The organism is Burkholderia sp. 10_S31, assembly GCF_056930375.1.
The window spans coordinates 1,310,037-1,327,486 of the sequence record NZ_JBXOWK010000003.1; the positions used below are offsets into that span (position 1 = coordinate 1,310,037).

Annotated in this window: 16 protein-coding genes; 7 read left to right on the forward strand and 9 right to left on the reverse strand. The window is 68.2% G+C overall.

What is annotated here, in order from left to right; translation table 11 throughout:
* Positions 1–222 precede the first annotated feature (222 nt).
* Entirely contained in the window at positions 223–1,905 is a 1,683-nt protein-coding gene (locus tag AC1Z3W_RS26130) for a methyl-accepting chemotaxis protein (protein ID WP_483508768.1), read from the forward strand.
* An 18-nt stretch (positions 1,906–1,923) separates the two neighbouring features.
* Here the strand turns inward: AC1Z3W_RS26130 and AC1Z3W_RS26135 are convergent, their stop codons facing one another.
* From AC1Z3W_RS26135 to AC1Z3W_RS26150, 4 genes are read right to left on the reverse strand one after another with little or no spacing between them, the layout of a single operon-like run.
* Positions 1,924–2,799, reverse strand: a complete 876-nt coding sequence (locus tag AC1Z3W_RS26135) for an efflux RND transporter periplasmic adaptor subunit (RefSeq protein WP_057924273.1) — start codon at positions 2,797–2,799, stop codon at positions 1,924–1,926.
* A 12-nt stretch (positions 2,800–2,811) separates the two neighbouring features.
* On the reverse strand, positions 2,812–3,015 hold the full coding sequence (locus AC1Z3W_RS26140) for a DUF1656 domain-containing protein (protein WP_011351756.1): 204 nt from the start codon (positions 3,013–3,015) through the stop codon (positions 2,812–2,814).
* Complete coding sequence (locus tag AC1Z3W_RS26145) at positions 3,012–5,213, reverse strand: FUSC family protein (RefSeq protein ID WP_483508769.1); 2,202 nt, start codon at positions 5,211–5,213, stop codon at positions 3,012–3,014. The genes AC1Z3W_RS26140 and AC1Z3W_RS26145 overlap by 4 nt, the downstream gene beginning before the upstream one ends.
* Before the next feature lie 15 nt (positions 5,214–5,228).
* Positions 5,229–6,821, reverse strand: coding sequence for an efflux transporter outer membrane subunit (locus AC1Z3W_RS26150; RefSeq protein WP_483508770.1), 1,593 nt, complete (start codon positions 6,819–6,821; stop codon positions 5,229–5,231).
* A 157-nt stretch (positions 6,822–6,978) separates the two neighbouring features.
* On the opposite strand from AC1Z3W_RS26150, the gene AC1Z3W_RS26155 reads away from it, so the two are divergent.
* Together AC1Z3W_RS26155 and AC1Z3W_RS26160 are read left to right on the forward strand one after the other, a co-directional pair.
* Positions 6,979–7,920 (forward strand): LysR family transcriptional regulator, encoded by a 942-nt coding sequence (locus tag AC1Z3W_RS26155; protein ID WP_124835152.1) that lies wholly within the window; start codon positions 6,979–6,981, stop codon positions 7,918–7,920.
* Positions 7,921–8,047: 127 nt separating this feature from the next.
* A complete protein-coding gene (locus AC1Z3W_RS26160) occupies positions 8,048–8,206 on the forward strand; it encodes a hypothetical protein (RefSeq protein ID WP_162840544.1) in 159 nt (52 codons plus the stop codon).
* Between the two features lie 64 nt (positions 8,207–8,270).
* Here AC1Z3W_RS26160 and AC1Z3W_RS26165 read toward each other — a convergent pair whose 3' ends face one another.
* Genes AC1Z3W_RS26165 through wrbA form a run of 4 tightly spaced genes read right to left on the reverse strand, consistent with a single transcriptional unit; the run spans position 8,271 to position 11,574 of the window.
* A complete protein-coding gene (locus tag AC1Z3W_RS26165; RefSeq protein WP_057924276.1) occupies positions 8,271–9,098 on the reverse strand; it encodes a metallophosphoesterase in 828 nt (275 codons plus the stop codon).
* Positions 9,099–9,122: 24 nt separating this feature from the next.
* Positions 9,123–10,544 carry an FAD-binding oxidoreductase gene (locus tag AC1Z3W_RS26170; protein ID WP_124835196.1) on the reverse strand — a complete coding sequence of 474 codons (1,422 nt, stop codon included), beginning with the start codon at positions 10,542–10,544 and terminating at the stop codon, positions 9,123–9,125.
* A 20-nt stretch (positions 10,545–10,564) separates the two neighbouring features.
* Positions 10,565–10,957: a DUF2069 domain-containing protein gene (locus AC1Z3W_RS26175; protein WP_175827029.1), complete on the reverse strand. Its 393-nt coding sequence runs from the start codon at positions 10,955–10,957 to the stop codon at positions 10,565–10,567.
* Complete coding sequence (wrbA, locus tag AC1Z3W_RS26180; protein WP_124835150.1) at positions 10,954–11,574, reverse strand: NAD(P)H:quinone oxidoreductase; 621 nt, start codon at positions 11,572–11,574, stop codon at positions 10,954–10,956. The genes AC1Z3W_RS26175 and wrbA overlap by 4 nt, the downstream gene beginning before the upstream one ends.
* A gap of 144 nt (positions 11,575–11,718) precedes the next feature.
* Between wrbA and AC1Z3W_RS26185 the strand changes: the two genes are divergently transcribed.
* Positions 11,719–13,050 (forward strand): YihY family inner membrane protein, encoded by a 1,332-nt coding sequence (locus AC1Z3W_RS26185; RefSeq protein WP_057924280.1) that lies wholly within the window; start codon positions 11,719–11,721, stop codon positions 13,048–13,050.
* An 18-nt stretch (positions 13,051–13,068) separates the two neighbouring features.
* Here AC1Z3W_RS26185 and AC1Z3W_RS26190 read toward each other — a convergent pair whose 3' ends face one another.
* The gene (locus tag AC1Z3W_RS26190) at positions 13,069–13,386 is read right to left on the reverse strand and encodes an Mpo1-like protein (RefSeq protein WP_124835149.1); all 318 of its coding nucleotides are present in this window, start codon (positions 13,384–13,386) and stop codon (positions 13,069–13,071) included.
* Positions 13,387–13,545: 159 nt separating this feature from the next.
* On the opposite strand from AC1Z3W_RS26190, the gene AC1Z3W_RS26195 reads away from it, so the two are divergent.
* The 3 genes from AC1Z3W_RS26195 to aroC all read left to right on the forward strand — a co-directional run bounded on the left by AC1Z3W_RS26195 (position 13,546) and on the right by aroC (position 17,445).
* Positions 13,546–14,007 (forward strand): CBS domain-containing protein, encoded by a 462-nt coding sequence (locus AC1Z3W_RS26195; protein WP_057924282.1) that lies wholly within the window; start codon positions 13,546–13,548, stop codon positions 14,005–14,007.
* A 139-nt stretch (positions 14,008–14,146) separates the two neighbouring features.
* Positions 14,147–16,081 (forward strand): MFS transporter, encoded by a 1,935-nt coding sequence (locus AC1Z3W_RS26200; RefSeq protein WP_057924283.1) that lies wholly within the window; start codon positions 14,147–14,149, stop codon positions 16,079–16,081.
* A gap of 263 nt (positions 16,082–16,344) precedes the next feature.
* A complete protein-coding gene (gene aroC, locus AC1Z3W_RS26205) occupies positions 16,345–17,445 on the forward strand; it encodes a chorismate synthase (RefSeq protein WP_057924284.1) in 1,101 nt (366 codons plus the stop codon).
* Positions 17,446–17,450 lie beyond the last annotated feature (5 nt).

Consider the following 17,450-nt stretch of genomic DNA (forward strand, 5'->3'; position numbering starts at 1 on the left):
GCGCGTCCGCCTGTCGACGGGGCCGCGTGGGGCCGGCTCGGTGTTAGTCCCGACTCAAGGTCGGCTGATGGCGGCCGTAGAACGACGCAACGACAACAGAGGCGCGCCGCGCCTGGCACCGGCCACGAGCCGGGCGGGCACAGGACGCGCGGCCTGGCCAGCCATCGCGGGGACCGCCGGAACCGACCTTTCCGGCGGCGTGATCAATACGGGGATATATCGATGAAAGCAGCACCATTGCATCCGCAGCCGGGCGCGGCCACCAGCGCATCCGGCGCATCCGGCGCAGCCGCCGGACTCGCCGCACGACGTCCGCGCGCAGCCCGGCGCGAACGCCGGCCGTGGACCGTGAAAGCGACGTTGCGCGCAGCGTTCGCGATCCTGCTGGCCGGCACGCTTGCGATCGGCGTGTTTTCGCTGTGGCAGATCAGCCGGCTGAACGCGTCGATCGCGTCGGTCTACGAGCAGGGGCACGTCGCGAGCCGCGCGGCGGAGGAGGTGCGCGCCGAGGTGCTGCGCGCGAGCCGCGCGCAGAAGATGCTGCTGACCGCAACCACCGCGAAGGAGCGTGACGACCTGGGCGCCGAGGTCGGCGCGGGGCTCGCGTCGATCGGCCAGGCACTCGCGACGCTGCAGCGTTACGCGGATCCGGCCGATGCGGATGATTCCGCGCGACTGCGCGCGTTCTCGATGGCGGTCGGCACGTGGAGCGGCCATCTGCGCGATTTCGTCGCGCTCGTGCGTGCGCAGCCGCTCGACCTGTCGCAGATGAACTGGCAGGTCGGCACGCAGGACGTGTCGCTGCTGGTCGAGACCGGCAAGCTCGAGAAGCTCGTCGCGATGCTCGTGAAGACGCGTGGCGCGAAGTCGAAGGCGACGCTCGATGCGTCCGCAACGATCTTCTCGTCGTCGTTCGCGATGATCGCGGCGATGACGGCCGCGCTGATCGTGCTGGCGGTCATGATCGCCGAACGGGTCGTGCGCCGCCTCGCGGCACAGCTCGGCGGCGAGCCCGCGGAGGCGAAGGCGATTGCCGCCGACATCGCGCGCGGCGACCTCACGCGGCCGATTCCACTCGGCCGGCACGACCGCGACAGCATGGTGCGTGCGCTGTCCGACATGCAGACCGGGCTCGCGGCGACCGTCGGCGAGATCGCCGTCAGTGCGGAGGCGATCGCGGCCGCGTCCGGCGAGATTTCGACCGGCAACCTCGACCTGTCGCGGCGCACCGAGCAGCAGGCCGTCGCGCTCGAGCGCACCGCGGCCAGCATGGAGCAGCTCACGTCGACCGTGCGGCAGAACGCCGAAAACGCGCGGCAGGCGAGCGCGCTCGCGGCCAATGCATCGGCCGTCGCGGAGGCGGGTGGCAAAGTCGTCGGGCGCGTGGTCGCGACGATGAGCGAGATCGACGACAGCGCGAAGAACATTCGCGACATCATCGGCACGATCGAGGGAATCGCGTTCCAGACCAACATTCTCGCGTTGAACGCGGCGGTCGAAGCGGCGCGCGCCGGCGAGCAGGGGCGCGGTTTTTCGGTGGTCGCGGGCGAGGTGCGGCTGCTCGCGCAGCGCGCGGCAACCGCGGCGAAGGAGATCCGTGCGCTGATCGGCGCATCGGTCGAACGCGTCGCGAACGGCGCGGCGCTCGCGCACGATGCGGGTCGCACGATGGACGACGTGGTGCGGGCGGTCAAGCGCGTGACCGACATCATCGCCGAGATTTCCGCGGCATCGGACGAGCAGAGCGCCGGGATCGACGAGATCGGCCGCGCCGTCACGCAGATGGATGCAGGCACCCAGCAGAACGCGGCGCTCGTCGAACAGGCGGCCGCCGCAGCGAATGCGCTCGACGAGCAGGCGCAGGCGCTCAAGGCGCTGGTCGGACGCTTTCGCGTCGCGGCGTAAGCGCCCGGCCGCTGGCGGTTACGACTTCTTCTGCTTGTCCGGGTCGATGATGACCGTGCAGGTCGTGCCCGCCGACAGCACCACGTCGGCCGGCACTTCATCGATCTTGATGCGCACCGGCACGCGCTGTGCGAGGCGCACCCAGTTGAAGGTCGGGTTCACGTCCGCGACGAGGTCGCGGCTTTGCGGATTGTCGCGATCGTAGATGCCGCGCGAGATGCTCTCGACGTGGCCCTTCATCACGCCGCCGCTCATCAGCCGCATCTCGGCCGGTGCGCCGATCTTCACGCGCGGCAGCTTGGTTTCCTCGAAGTAGCCGTAGACCCAGAACGAATGGCTGTCGACGATCGCGAGCTTCGCCTGGCCGGCCACCGCGTAGTTGCCCTTGAACGTCTGCAGGTTCGTGATGTAGCCGTCCACCGGCGCGACCACGCGCGTGCGTTCGAGATTGAGCTTGGCGGCGTCGAGCGCGGCGATCGCCTGCTGGTACTGCGCGTCGGCGCTCGACGCGCTGTGCGCCGCGTTCTCGCGGTTTTCCTTCGACACGACGAGCGCGTCGAGGTCGGCGCGACGGGCCGCGTCGTCGCGGCGCATCTGCAGTTCCGCGCGGCGGGCGGCGACGGCCGCCTGTGCCTGCTCGACCGCAATCTGGTAGTGCGACGGGTCGATCTGCATGATCAGGTCGCCCTTTTTCACGAGCTGGTTGTCATGCACGGGCAGCTCGACGATCGCACCCGACACGTCCGGCGCGACGTTGACGATCTCGGCCCGCACGCGCCCGTCGCGCGTCCACGGATCGTCCATGTAGTGCACCCACAGCGAGCGCCCGATCAGGATCGCGACGAGGAGGATGACGGCGGTCGCGACGAAGCCGAAGAGTTTTCTGAGAATCATGATGGTTCGGAATCAACGGTAAACGGCAAGACTCAGTCCGCCGCAAATGCAGACGAGAAGGCACGCGCGGAACAGCGACGGGTGCCAGACGAGACGGTAGAGGCCCGTATAGGCGAGCAGGCGGTCGACGGCCCAGGTCGCCAGCGCGCCCAGGACGAACATCAGGACCACCGTGGGCATGTAGGCATCGAGAATGGCGATTTCACGCGGCATCATGACGAGGCTCCTTGTTGGGGACGCACGGGGCGGTTGCGGTTGAGCGGCTCGAGCGGCGATTCCGGATCGAGCAGCGCCGTGCGTACGAAATGCAGATGGCTCAGGATGCGCTGCAGCCGGTGGCGCTCCTCACGCGACGGCGTGAACGCCTCGAGCGTCTGCCGGGTCGCGTCGATCGCGGCGTTGACCGCGGCGAGCGTTGCGTCGAAGCGCTCCGCGTTCGGCTTGCTGAACAGCGCGGACAGCGCGGTGCGCATCGTCTCGATCGTGCGTCGCCACGGCGTCGTCGGCGCATAGCGCGGGTCGGACGGCAGCGTCGCCAGCTCGGCGCGCAGGTCGAGCGCCGCGTTGCCCGTTTCCAGCACCGCGAACATCCAGCGCAGCGCGTCGCGCTGCACGTCGGGCTGGTCGGTCGACAGCGTATGCGCCTGGTACATCAGGTCGCGCGCGCCGCTCTCGAAGCGCGTGCGCAGCCCGGCCAGCCGTGCGTGGCATGCCGCGACCACCTGGTGGCGCAGGTCGGCGAACAGCCGCTTCTTCAGCCACGGCGCGGTCGGCGGGAACAGCACCGCGAACGCGATCGCCGAGACCAGCATCGACAGCACCAGCGCGAGCGCATCGTTCATGAAGCTCGTCGGGTCGTAGTGCGTGACGCTGTCCGGGCCGGCGAGGAAACAGAAGAAGATCAGGTAGCCCATCCCGTAGCCCGCGAGCTTCGGCTTCAACGTCATGTAGATGCCGATCGAGAGCAGCGGCGCGAGGGCCACGCACAGCAGCGGGAAGCCGTCGATGTGCGGGTAGATGCCGAACGTCAGCAGGAAACCGGTGCAGACGGCCAGCGCGGTCCCCATGCCCATTTGCGCGGACATCGCGGTCGGGCGCGGCGTCGACGACGCGAGCGCGCAGGTGGCCGCCGCCGTCAGCGTCATCGTCACGCCGCTCGGCCACGCGGTCGCGATCCAGAACCAGCCGAGCACGAGGATCACGGTCGCGGTGCGAATCGCCGCGATCACCATCGCCGTCGCGTTGGTGCGCGGCTCGTAGCGCTCGATCCAGCGTTCGCGCTCGTGCGTCGCGGTCGACAGCGACGCGTAGGTCGCCGCGTATTCGTGCAGGTCGGTGATGAAGCGGTACAGCAGCTCGGCGGCCGTGTCGAAATCGAGCAGCGGAAAATCCGGCTGCGTTTCGAGCGCCGCGCGGGTCGCGCGGATGCGGCGCGGCAGCGCGTCGCGCCATGCAAGCAGCTGTTCGGCCGCGCGCGCCGCGTCGGCCGCCGTGCGCACGGGTTCGCCATTGCGGGTCAGGAGCGGCGCGATCTCGCGGAAGTACGGCTCGATCGCATCGATCGCGGCCTGTGCGCCGGCCGCACGCAGCCGGTTCATCAGCTGGTGCAGCGCGTGGAAGCGGCTCGACACGCTCATGAATTCGCTGTTCAGCCGCGCGAGGCGGCCGCTGCGCATCCGCGTGTCCGGATCCTCGAACACGGCCATGCTGCGCGCGGCTTCGAAACCGACCACGTCGGCGACGAAGCGCGTATGGATCGTCTCGATGTGCGCGCGGTCGAGCTTGCCCGACAGGGCTGCCGCGACGTAGTCGACGAAGCTGCCGAAGCGCGTGCGCACTGTCGTGCGCATCTGCTCGCCCGTATACTGCGGAAACACGAGCGCGCTGACGACGCCGGCCGACACGATCCCGATGATGACCTCGGACACGCGCGTCATTGCGCTCATGAACGCGCCGTCCGGATGCTGCGACGCGGGCAGGCCGATCAGCGCGGTCGTATAGCCGGCGAGCAGGAAGCCGTAGCTGCGGAAGTTGCGGTTGCGCGCGGCGCCGGCCGTGCACAGTGCGATCCACAGCGCGACCGCGAGCAGGAACAGCTGCGGCTGCTGCGGGAACAGCCCGACGAACGTGAGCGTCGCGATCAGCCCGAAGATCGTGCCGGCGACCCGGTAGAAGCTCTTCGCGAGCACGGCGCCGCTTTGCGGCTGCATCACGATGAACACCGTGGTCATTGCCGTCTTCGGCGCCGGCAGGTCGAGCCGCATCGATACGCCGGTCGCGATGAATGCGGCGAGCAGGGCCTTGAACAGATAGAGCCACGCGGCGCCGTCGCTGCGGGCCCAGTCGCCGAACGCGGCGTACCAGGCCGCGAGCGGGCCGCCGGCGTGCGTGGAAGCGGGGGAGGAGGCTGGCATGACGGTCGCTCCGCGTTACCGTGCGGCCGGCGCGGCGGTCGCACCGGCCGTCGCGACCTGCGCGGGCCGGGCGACGGCCGCGACGGGTTTCGCACCCGATGCGGCGGTCGGCGCGGCGGCACCCGCGGCGGATTCGTCGTGCGACGGATGGCCGCCCCGTCCGTCCTCGCCCGTTTCGACGCCGCCGCCGAGCGCGGCCATCAGCTGCGCGTGCGCGGCGAGGCGTTCCGCGTCGATGCGGGCCGCCGTCTCCTGGGCGCGCAGCAGCTGCTGTTGTGCGACCAGCACATTCACGTAATCGGTCAGCCCGCGGCGGAAGCCTTCGCGCGACAGCTGGTAACTGCGGTCGTTGGCGGCCACCGAGCGCGCGGCGTCCTTCTTCTGCGTATCGAGCGAGCGGATCCGCACGACCTGGTCGGCGATGTCCTTCAGCGCACTGACGACCGTCTGGTTGTAGCGCTCGACCGCCTGGTCGTAGCCGGCGTCGGCCGCACCGAGTTGCGCGCGCAGGCGGCCGCCTTCGAAGATCGGCAGCGACAGCGCGGGGCCGGCCGTCCAGCCGCCGTTCATCGCGCGCAGGAAGTCGGTGAACGGCGCGGTCACGCCGAAGCCGCCGACCGTCGCGAGCAGGTCGATGTTCGGGTAGAACGCGGCTTTCGCGACATCGATGCCGCGGGCCTGCGCATCGACCATCCAGCGGGCCGCGACGACGTCCGGGCGGCGGCCGAGCAGGTCGGCCGGCAGCGCGGACGGCAGGCCGGCCGGCGCGTCGAGCGACAGGCTCGGCCGCTTGATCGCGTCGCCGGCGCCCGGGCCCTTGCCCGCGAGCGCGGCGAGCTGGTGGCGCGCGAGCTGGATGGCTTCTTCGTAGCTGTCGATCTGGCGCTCGTAGTCGGGCAGCGTCGATTCGGCCTGGCTGACTTCGAGCTGCGTGCCGAGCCCGGCCTGCAGGCGCTTGTGCGCGAGATCGGCCAGTGAGCGCTGGCGTTCGAACGTTTCGTGCGCGAGGTCGAGCAGCGCGTAGTTCATCGACATGCCGACATACGCGCGCACGACGTTGACCTCGAGCTCGAGCTTCGCCGCCCGGGCGTCGGCCGCGGTCGCATGCGCGGTGTCGAGCGCACGCTCGGTCGCGTTCTTGTCCTTGCCCCACAAATCGAGGTGGTACGACAGGCCGAGGGTGCCGGTGTTGTTCCAGGTATCGGCGTTCGCGAGCGGGCCAGGACCGTAGAACACGTTGTCGGGCCAGTGCTGGCGCATCAGCGACAGGTTGCCGTTGATCTGCGGCAATTCCGCCGAACGGGCCACGCGCGCCATCGCCTGCGCTTCGCGCACGCGGGCCTCGGCTGCCGCGAGGGTCGGGTTGCCGGCCTGGGCGTTGGCGATCCATGCGTCGAGCTGCGGATCGCGGTATGCGCGCCACCAGTCGGACGCGGGCCAGCCGGCATCGCGGTCGGCCGCGCGAATGGCAGCGCCCGCGTCGAGCGCGTTCGCTTCGATGCGGGCGGACTGCGGCTTGTTGTCGCCCATGCTCGCGCATCCGGCCATTATTAATGAGACTGCAAGAACCGCCAGTGCCAGCGTCCCTTTTGTTGCCGGAGACCGCACGATTTTCTCCCTTTCGGATATAGATGAGTCGGATGCGATTATATTTTTCAGTGATTCCTGAATAAATGGACAACGGTGCAAGTCATTTTTACGAATCCTGAGATAATATTTGTTCGCCCCTGTGCAACAATCCATCCGGATTCAAACGGGTAATGGGATGGATACGTTACAAAACATGCGGGTATTCGTCCGTGTGGTCGACGCGGGGAGCTTTACCGCGGCCGCCCAGCAGATGAATTCGACGACCGCCTATGCGTCGCGCGCCGTGTCGGACCTCGAGTCGCACCTGCGCACGCGCCTCCTGAACCGGACGACACGCCGGATCGCGCTGACCGAAGCGGGCGAGCGCTACCTGCAGCGTTGCGAGCAGATCCTCGCGTACGTCGACCAGGCCGAAGCCGAAGCGGGCGATGCGCACGCGCGCCCGTCGGGCAAGCTGAAGGTCCACTGCTTCACGAGCCTCGGGCAGCACTACCTGGTGCCGGCCATCGCGCGCTATCGGCAGCGCTATCCGGACGTACACGTCGAGCTGACGCTCGCGCAGCGGATGCCCGACCTGCTCGACGAGGGGTACGACGTCGCGATCGTCGTTGGCCGCGACCTGCCCGATTCGGGGCTCGTGTCGCAGCGGCTTGGCGAGAGCTACAGCGTCGTGTGCGCGTCGCCGGGCTATGTCGACGCGCACGGCGTGCCGCAGACGCCCGCGGATCTCGAGCAGCACGTCTGTCTCGGGATGGTCGCGCCGGGTTTTCACTTCGACGAGTGGTCGCTGTCGGGGCCGCGTGGCGACGAGGTGATTCCGATCACGGCGCCGCCGTTCCGCGTGAACGTCGCCGAGGCGCTCGCGGTGGCCGTGCGGGAAGGGATGGGGATCGGCGGCTTGCCGCTCTATTCGGCGATCGGCGGGCTGCGCAGCGGACACATCGTGCGCGTGATGCACGAATACCGGTCGCACGTGATGAACATCTATGCGCTGTATCCATCGCGCCAGTACCTCGACGCGAAAATTCGCACCTGGGTCGATTTCCTGCGCGACGAGTTGCCGGCCACGCTCGCAGCCGACGAAGCCGCGCTCGCGCAGCTCACGGCTGCGACATGACGGCGCGGCCGCGCGCAATCTGACGAGATTTGTCGTTCACGCAACATTTTTTTACCAACGGACGGCAGACAGTTTGATACTGTTGAAACATAGAGAAGATTTGGATCTGCCCACACCCGGAGTCGTAATGGATACGCAACTGATGATCGGCCTTGGAATTCTGCTTGGCGCGGCCGCTGCCGCCGCGGCGACGCGCGATCTGCTGCGCGCGATGAAGGCGCGGATGAAGCCGGTGCCGGTGCGGGTGCGCGCGCCGTCGAACGGATCGCGCCGTACCGATCGCTGATCGGACAGCTGTTCAGAACGGGGAGGGCCGCATCGCGCGGCCCGATGGCTTGCTGGCTCGGCGTTCAGCCGAGCTCGACCACTCTGTCCCACGCAAACGCGGGATTTTCCAGCTCACCGGTGCGCCGGTGGATATAGCCGCGCGGGTTGCACACCACGTGCGTGCCGCTGTCGGTCACGTAGTCGAATGAAGTATGCGTATGGCCGTGGATCCACAGGTCCACGGGCGGCCGCACGAGTTCCGCCATGTCCGTGACGAATCCCGCAGACGCCAGGTCTTCCGCATAACGCTCCGCCAGCGAGCGCAGGTGCGGCGCATGATGGGTGACGACGATCGTGCGGCCTGCGAACGGCGTCGCGAGCCGCGCCTCCAGCCACGCGCGGCTTTGCCGGTGCAGCGCGATCGCGTCGGCCGGCGTGAAATCCCGCTCCGGCGTCTGCGCGGCATGCAGTGCCGCGTCGTGCGGCCACGTCACCTGGATCAATCCCTTGAAATCGAGCATCACGCGCATGCCAGCCTCGATCGCGTGCGCGACGCTTGCATCGTCCGACCCGAACAGCGAGAAATCGCTCCACAGTGTCGTGCCCAGCACGCGAAAGCGCTGTGCCGGATCGACGTACACACCGTTGTTCAGGTAATGCACGTTGTCGATCGCATGCGCGGCGTCGCGCATCGCGGTTTCGAGCGCGCCGAATTCCCCGTCGTAGTACTCGTGGTTGCCCGGCACGTAGACCACCGGCACGCCCGGATCGAACGTCTCGGCAGCCCAGCGCAGGCCTTCCGCGTGATTGTGGATGTCACCGGCCAGCACGACGAGATCCGCGTCGGCATGCGCGATCGTGTCGGGCTGGTTGCTTTCGAGATGCAGGTCGGACAGGACGCGAACTCTCATGGACATCGCTCCGGGGTGGGGGCTTCAGCGCAGGACCTTGCCGGGATTCATCAGCCCGCGCGGGTCGAACGCGGTTTTCAGCGTGCGCATGAGCGCCGTTTCGACGGGCGACTTGTAGCGCTGCGCGTCGTCGATCTTCAACTGGCCGATCCCGTGTTCCGCGCTGATCGTACCGTGGTGGCGGTGCACGTTGTCGTAGACGATGCGGTTGATCGGCTTCTGGAATGCCGCGAGGAACGCCTTCGGATCGCCGCCTTCGGGCGTCTGCACGTTGTAGTGCAGGTTGCCGTCGCCGAGATGGCCGAACGTGACCATCCGCGCACCCGGCGCGGCCTGCTGGATCGCCGCGTCGGTTTCGTCGATGAAGCGCGCGATCGACGAGATCGGCACCGCGATGTCGTGCTTGATGTTGAGTCCCTCGTCGGCCTGCGCGAGCGGAATGTGTTCGCGCAGGTCCCAGAACGCGCGCGATTGCGCGAGATTTTCCGCGACCACCGCGTCGACCACGAGCCCGGCCTCGAACGCCTCTTCCATCAGCTTCTCGAACAGCGCGCGCGCATGCGTTTCGCTCTCGTTGTCCGACAGCTCGAGCAGCACCGTCTGTGCATGCGTGCGGTCGAACGGGTAGCGCAGCTGCGGATAGTGCTTGCCGACGAGCTGCATGCAGAAGTCCGACATCAGCTCGAAGCCGGTCAGCAGCGGGCCGGCCGCGCGCTGCGCGAGCGCGAGGAAGTCGAGCGCCGCGTGCGGCGACTCGAGCGCGGCCAGCGCGGTGACCTGCGCGGCCGGCAGCGGGTGCAGCTTCATCACGGCGGCCGTGATGATCCCGAGCGTGCCCTCCGCGCCGATGAACAGGTCGCGCAGGTCGTAGCCGGTATTGTCCTTGCGCAGCCCGCGCAGGCCGTCCCAGATCTCGCCCTGCGGCGTCACGACCTCGAGCCCGAGGCACAGCTCGCGTGCGTTGCCGTAGCGCAGCACCGCGGTGCCGCCGGCGTTGGTCGACAGGTTGCCGCCGATCGTGCAGCTGCCTTCGGCGGCGAGGCTCAGCGCGAACAGCCGGCCGCCTTCGCGGGCGCGCGCCTGCACGTCGGCGAGGATCACGCCGGCTTCGACCGTGATCGTGTTGTTGTGCGGATCGAGCGCGCGCACGCGGTTCAGGCGCGCGAGGCTCAGCACGGCCTGGGCACCGCTCGCGTCGGGCGTCGCGCCGCCGGCCAGGCCCGTGTTGCCGCCCTGCGGCACGAGCGAGACGCCATGCGTGTTCGCAAGTCGCACGAGCGCGGCGACTTCCGCTGTATCGGCCGGTTTCAGCACCGCGCACGCGTTGCCCTTGTAGCGGCGGCGCCAGTCGGTCAGGAACGGTTCGGTGTCGTGCGGATCGGTCAGCACGCAGGCTGCGCCGATCGCGTCGCGGCAGGCGGATACGAAGGCGTCGGGAGAAATCATCACGTTCGGTCGCGTAAGGGTCAGGACGCAGCGCGCTGCTTCTTCGCCGCGCGCTTGAACGGCGCGACGTAGGCAAGCGCGGCCACGAAGAAGCCGACGGCGAGCGCGGTCTCGCACCAGCCGAGCGTCGCGGACAGCCCGCGGTCGGACATGCCGCGCACGATGCCTTCGGCGAAATAGACGAGGATCAGCATGCTCGCCCACTGCATCGTATAGATGTTACGCCGCCAGACGCCGGGCAGCGCGAGCGCCAGCGGCACGGCCTTGAGCATCAGCGCCGAGCCGCCCGGGCGCAGCGGCGCGAGCCACAGCTCCCATGCGAGCGACAGCGCGATCAGCGCGACCAGGCACGCGGCGGCGGCCCGCGCGTAGTGCGGCCGGGCGGCGACGGTGGGGCGGGCGAGCGCGTTCATGCGGCCCCGGTAGCGTGGGCGGCGGACAGCGCCGCCGCCGCGCGGGCGAGCCGCACGCCGAGCGCGGCCGCGAGCGCCTTTTCGTCAGCCGACAGCCCTGCGGGCGCGCTGCGGTCGTGCGGCGACACGTGTGATGCGCCGTAAGGCGTGCCGCCGGTGCGCGTCGTGCTGAGCGCGGATTCCGTATACGGGATCCCGACGATCATCATCCCGTGATGCAGCAGCGGCAGCATCATCGACAGCAGCGTCGATTCCTGGCCGCCGTGCAGGCTGCCGGTCGACGTGAACACGCTCGCCGGCTTGCCGGTCAGCGCGCCCGACAGCCATTGCGGGGTTGTGCCGTCGAGGAAATACTTGAGCGAGGCGGCCATGTTGCCGAAGCGGGTCGGCGAGCCGAGCGCGAGGCCGGCGCATTCCTCGAGATCGCGCAGCTCCGCATACGGCGGGCCGTCGGCGGGGATGTCGGGGGCGGTGGCTTCGCAGACCGTCGAGACGGGCGGCACGGTGCGGATGCGCGCCTGCATGCCGGGCACGCTGTCGATGCCGTTCGCGATCGCGAGCGCGAGATCGCGCGTGGCGCCGTGACGGCTGTAATAGAGGACGAGGATGTCTTTCATGGGCGACGGGGCCGCGTGCGGCCGCGCGCATGCCCGGTGCAGTCGGCCCCTGCTGGATCGAGCGGCTATTATAGGGGCTGAAGTCGTCGCGCAGCGCGGCGGCGGCGCGCCGTCGGGCGCGCGGCATCGAGAAGGAGAAACCGTTTGCCGAAGTTGAGCGTCGATCTCGACACCATCAAGCGCCTCGCGCAGTTCGCGGCCCGGCGCAGCGCCGAGGATCGCATCCCGCAAGTGGCGGGCAGCCTCACGTTCACGACGATGCTGGCACTCGTGCCGCTCGTGACGGTCGCGTTCGCGCTGTTCACCGCGTTCCCGATGTTCGCGTCGTTCCAGATCTCGCTGCAGGGCTTCCTCGCGGATCACCTGATGCCCGCGCAGTTCAACGTCCAGATCTTCAAGTACCTGAACCAGTTCGCGTCGAAGGCCAAGGGGCTGACGACGGCCGGCCTGATCGTGCTGGTCGTCACGTCGGTGATGACGATGATGACGATCGAATCCGCATTCAACCTGATCTGGCGGGTGCGCAAGCCGCGGCCGTTCGCGCAGCGCGTGCTCGCGTACTGGGCGCTGATCACGCTCGGTCCGCTGCTGTTCGGCGTGAGCCTGTCGATCTCGTCGTACCTGTTTACGCAATCGCTGGCGTTCACCGGCGCCGCGCCGTCGACGTCGATCGTCGAGTGGCTGCTCGCGCTCGCGTCGCTGCCGCTGACCGTGCTCGCGTTCACGCTGCTGTACGTGTACCTGCCGAACTGCACGGTCGCGTGGCGCGACGCGGTGATCGGCGGGCTGTTCGCCGCCATCGCGTTCGAGCTCGCGAAGCGCGGCTTCGGCTATTACGTGCGGCGCATTCCGACCTATACGGCCGTCTACGGCGCGTTCGCGGCGCTGCCGGTGTTCCTGCTGTGGGTGTACCTGAGCTGGTTCGTCGCGCTGCTCGGCGCGATGGTGGCGTCCGCGCTGCCCGCGATCCGCGTCGGCCAGTTCCATCGCATCCACTATCCGGGCAGCGATCTGCTCGACGCGCTCGAATTGCTCGCGCGGCTGGCCGAGGCGCGCGCAGTCGGCAAGGCGGGCTATACGGCAATCCGGCTCGCGACCATGCTGCGCTGCGACATGGAAACCGCGCAGCGGCTGCTGCTGACGATGGAGGAACGGGAATGGATCGCGCGGCTGGATGGCGGCGAACTCGCGCCGAGCTACATCCTGCTGGCGAACCCGGAGCAACTGACGCTGGCGCAACTGTTCGACGTGCTGGTGATCGACCGCACGGAACTGACCTACCAGCTGCAGCGGCGCCGCAGCCACGTCGAAGGCGCGGCATTGCTCGAGGTACTGTCGAACGACCGGTTCGATGTATCGCTCGCGTCGCTGATCGCCGCGCACCGGCTGGCGGGGGCGCAGCCGGCGGCGACCGAGCCCGGGCCGGTGCCCGATGGGGCGCCCGACCCACACGCGCGGCCGCCGAAAACGGCGTGACGCGGTGCCGGGCGGGTGTTAGAGCGGAATCTTGCCGGTGCAGATGTCCTTGAACATCACCCAATCGCCCATCAGGCTGTAGATCGGGTGCCGGAACGTGGCGGGGCGGTTCTTCTCGAAGAAGAAGTGTCCGACCCACGCGAATCCGTAGCCGCACACGACCGCTGCCGGCAGCCACAGCCAGTAGCCCGTCGCGATCGCCATCGCGACGCAGCCGATCACGCCGAGCGAGCCGATGAAATGCAGCCGCCGCGACATCAGGTTCTGGTGTTCGTTCAGGTAGTACGGATAGAAATCAGCGAAGCTGGCGAATTGCTCCGAATGCGTATGCGCCATGGCCGTCTCCTCGGGCCGCCGTCCATGCAGTCATTGTGCGGCGGGCGGCCCGTGTCCGCAAGCGGGGGCGGCCGCGCCGCGCGGGGCCTGCGCTTTCCTTTTGGCAGGCTTTCCGATAGGATCGAAAGAGATTTTGCATTCAAGCATGAGGGGACTACGATGCGCGTCAGCGATATTCTGAAAGTGAAGGGCAACACGTTGTTTACGGTGACGCCCGATAAGCCGCTGCGCGAAGCGGTCGATACGATGGCCGAACACGATATCGGTTCGCTCGTCGTGATGGAGTACGGCGATCTCGTCGGGATGCTGACGTTTCGCGAGATCATCCTGCGCCTGCATGTCAACGGCGGCGCGATCGGCGACGTGCAGGTGCGCAAGGTGATGGACGAGCCGCTCACGTGCACGCCGGAAACCGACGTCAACGAGGTGCGCCGGATGATGCTCGAGCGCCATGCGCGCTACATGCCGGTGCTCGACAAGAAGGTGCTGATGGGCGTCATCTCGTTCTACGACGTCGCGAAGACGGTCGTCGAGGCGCAGAGCTTCGAGAACCGGATGCTGAAGGCGTACATCCGCGACTGGCCGGAATCCGAATCGGAAGCCGAAGCGCACAAGTCGTGAAACACGTCGCGCCCGGTGCCATGACGCGCGGGCGCTGCCATTCGGCGCACGGCGGCGCAGGTTCAGCCTGCGCCGCCGTTTTTTCGACAACAACACAAGGCCCGCGCAGCTTCGCCCAGACGATGCGCGCGTATTCCGCATGAGCGATCACACGCAAGTCTCTTCCGCGTCGCGCGGCGAACGACGCGCCCACGCGTCGCAGTTCGAGCTGTTGCGTCAGCGTCGTTTCGCGCCGTTCTTCACGACCCAGTTCCTGGGTGCGCTGAACGACAACGTGTTCAAGATCGGTTTCACGTCGCTCGTCACCTATCACACCGCGCGCTTCTCCGGCGTCGATGCGAAGACGGCCGCGTTCCTGATTTCCGCGATCTTCATCTTGCCGTTCGTGCTGTTCTCGGCCACGTCCGGCCAGATCGCCGACAAATACGACAAGGCGACGCTCACGCGCTTCGTGAAGACCTTCGAGATCGCGCTGATGCTGGTCGGCGCGGCCGGTTTCGTCACGCACAGCGCGACGCTGCTGTATCTGTGCACGTTCATGATGGGGATGCATTCGACGCTGTTCGGCCCCGTCAAGTATTCGTACCTGCCGCAGCACCTCGGCGACCATGAGCTGGTGGGCGGCAACGGCCTCGTCGAGATGGGCACGTTCATCGCGATCCTGATCGGGACGATCATCGGCGGCGCGGCCGCGGGCATCGAAGGCAGCGGCGAGCGCGTGCTCGCCGTCAGCGTCGTCGTCATCGCGCTCGCGGGGCGGCTCGTCGCGCAGCGTGTGCCGCCAACGCCGGCGCCGCAGCCCGATCTCGTGATCAACTGGAACCCGTTCAGCGAGACGTGGCGCAACCTCGGGCTCGCGCGGCAGAACCGCACCGTGTTCCTGAGCCTGCTCGGCATCTCGTGGCTGTGGTTCGTCGGCGCGACGTTCCTCACGTCGTTCTTTAATTTCGCGAAGGACGTGCTGTCCGCGAGCCCCGACGTCGTCACGGTCCTGCTCGCGACGTTCTCGGTCGGCATCGGCCTCGGCTCGCTGCTGTGCGAGCGGCTGTCGCAGCGGCGCGTCGAGATCGGCCTCGTGCCGCTCGGCTCGATCGGCATCAGCGTGTTCGCGATCGAGCTGTATTTCGCGAGCCGCTCGCTGCCGTCGCCCGGACATCTGCTGTCGGTCGGCGAGTTCCTGGCCGGCGCGCGCCACTGGCGCATCCTGGCCGACCTGTTCCTGCTCGCGATGTTCGGCGGTTTCTACAGCGTGCCGCTGTATGCGCTGATCCAGAGCCGCAGCGCGCCGACCCACCGTGCGCGGATCATCGCCGCGAACAACATCCTGAACGCGCTGTTCATGATCCTGTCGGCGCTGATGGCGATGGGGCTGACCAAGGCCGGCGTCGACATTCCGGGCCTGTTCCTCGTCACCGCGCTGCTGAACGTCGTCGTCGCGACGTACATCTACCTGCTCGTTCCCGAGTTCCTGCTGCGCTTCGTCGCGTGGGTGCTCGTGCACACGTTCTACCGGATTCGCCTCGTGCATGCGGAGCGGATTCCGGAAGAGGGCGCGGCCGTGCTCGTGTGCAACCACGTGAGCTACGTCGATGCGCTCGTGCTGGCTGCCGCGAGCCCGCGACCGATCCGGTTCGTGATGGATCACCGGATCTTCAAGACGCGCTTTGCGAGCTGGGTGTTCCGGCATGCGAAAGCGATCCCGATTGCGCCACGCCACGAGGATCCCGACATGCTCGCGCGTGCGTACGACGCGTGCGAGGCCGCGCTGAAGGACGGCGAACTCGTGTGCATTTTCCCCGAGGGCAAGCTGACCAAGACGGGCGACATCAACACGTTCCACCACGGCATCACCGAGATCCTGGGCCGCACGCCGGCGCCCGTGATTCCGATGGCGCTGCGCGGGCTGTGGGGCAGCTATTTCTCCCGTCATGCCGATGCGCGGATGCCGCGGCCCATCAAGCGCGGCGTGATGAGCCGGCTGACGCTCGCGGTCGGCGAGCCGATGCCGGCATCGGTTGCGACCCCCGAGGCGTTGCAGGCCGCAGTGACCGAACTGCGCGGCGCGCGCAAATAAGCGGGGCGAGCCCGACGGCATCGAGCCGCGGCCTTGATGGCCGCCGCGAACCGGCCTGTTCGGCCGAACGGCGCGGGTGACGACCGCCGCGCCGGGCCGCATTCCTCGCCGGCCCGTGTGGTCTGAACGGTTCACACGGCCCGCGGCCCCCGGACGGCTGGCATAATAGCGGTTTACCCCTTTTTCTCGACCGGCAAACGATCGGCCTGCCTGCGGCCCCGGCAGCGCATCGGTTTGCCCATTTCTATTTGGGCGGTTCCATCATGTCCGGCAATACCCTCGGCACGCTTTTCACTGTCACGACCTTCGGCGAATCGCACGGTCCCGCGATCGGCTGCGTGATCGACGGCTGCCCGCCGGGCATGGGGCTGACCGAAGCCGACATCCAGGTCGAGCTCGATCGCCGCAAGCCCGGCACGTCGCGGCACGTGACGCAGCGCCAGGAGGCCGACGAGGTCGAGATCCTGTCCGGCGTGTTCGAAGGCGTGACGACCGGCACGCCGATCGCGCTGCTGATCCGCAACACCGACCAGCGCAGCAAGGACTACGGCAACATCGTCGAGACGTTCCGTCCCGGTCATGCCGACTACACCTACTGGCAGAAGTACGGCATTCGCGACTACCGCGGCGGCGGCCGTTCGTCCGCGCGCCTGACCGCGCCGATCGTCGGGGCGGGCGCGATCGCGAAGAAGTGGCTGCGCGAGCGTTTCGGCGTCGAGGTGCGCGGCTACATGAGCGGTCTCGGCGAAATCGACGTGCCGTTCGTCGACTGGTCGCATGTGCGCGAGAACCCGTTCTTCTCGCCGAACGCGGCGATCGTGCCGGAACTGGAAGCCTACATGGACGCGCTGCGCAAGGACGGCGACTCGATCGGCGCGCGCATCGACGTCGTTGCATCGGGCGTGCCGGTCGGCTGGGGCGAGCCGGTATTCGACCGTCTCGATGCGGACATCGCGAAGGCGATGATGAGCATCAACGCGGTGAAGGGCGTCGAGATCGGCGCGGGCTTCGATAGCGTCGCGCAGCGCGGCTCGGTGCACGGCGATGAACTGACGCCGGCCGGCTTCGTCGGCAACCATGCGGGGGGCGTGCTCGGCGGGATTTCGACCGGGCAGGACATCACCGTGTCGATCGCGATCAAGCCGACGTCGAGCATCCGCACGCCACGCCGTTCGATCACGAAGGCCGGCGAAGAGGCGACGGTCGAAACCTTTGGCCGCCACGACCCGTGCGTCGGCATTCGCGCGACGCCGATCGCCGAGTCGATGCTCGCACTGGTGCTGATCGACCATGCGTTGCGCCATCGCGCGCAGTGCGGCGACGTCGAGACGCCGACGCCGAAGATCGCGGGCAGCGCGACCTGACACGA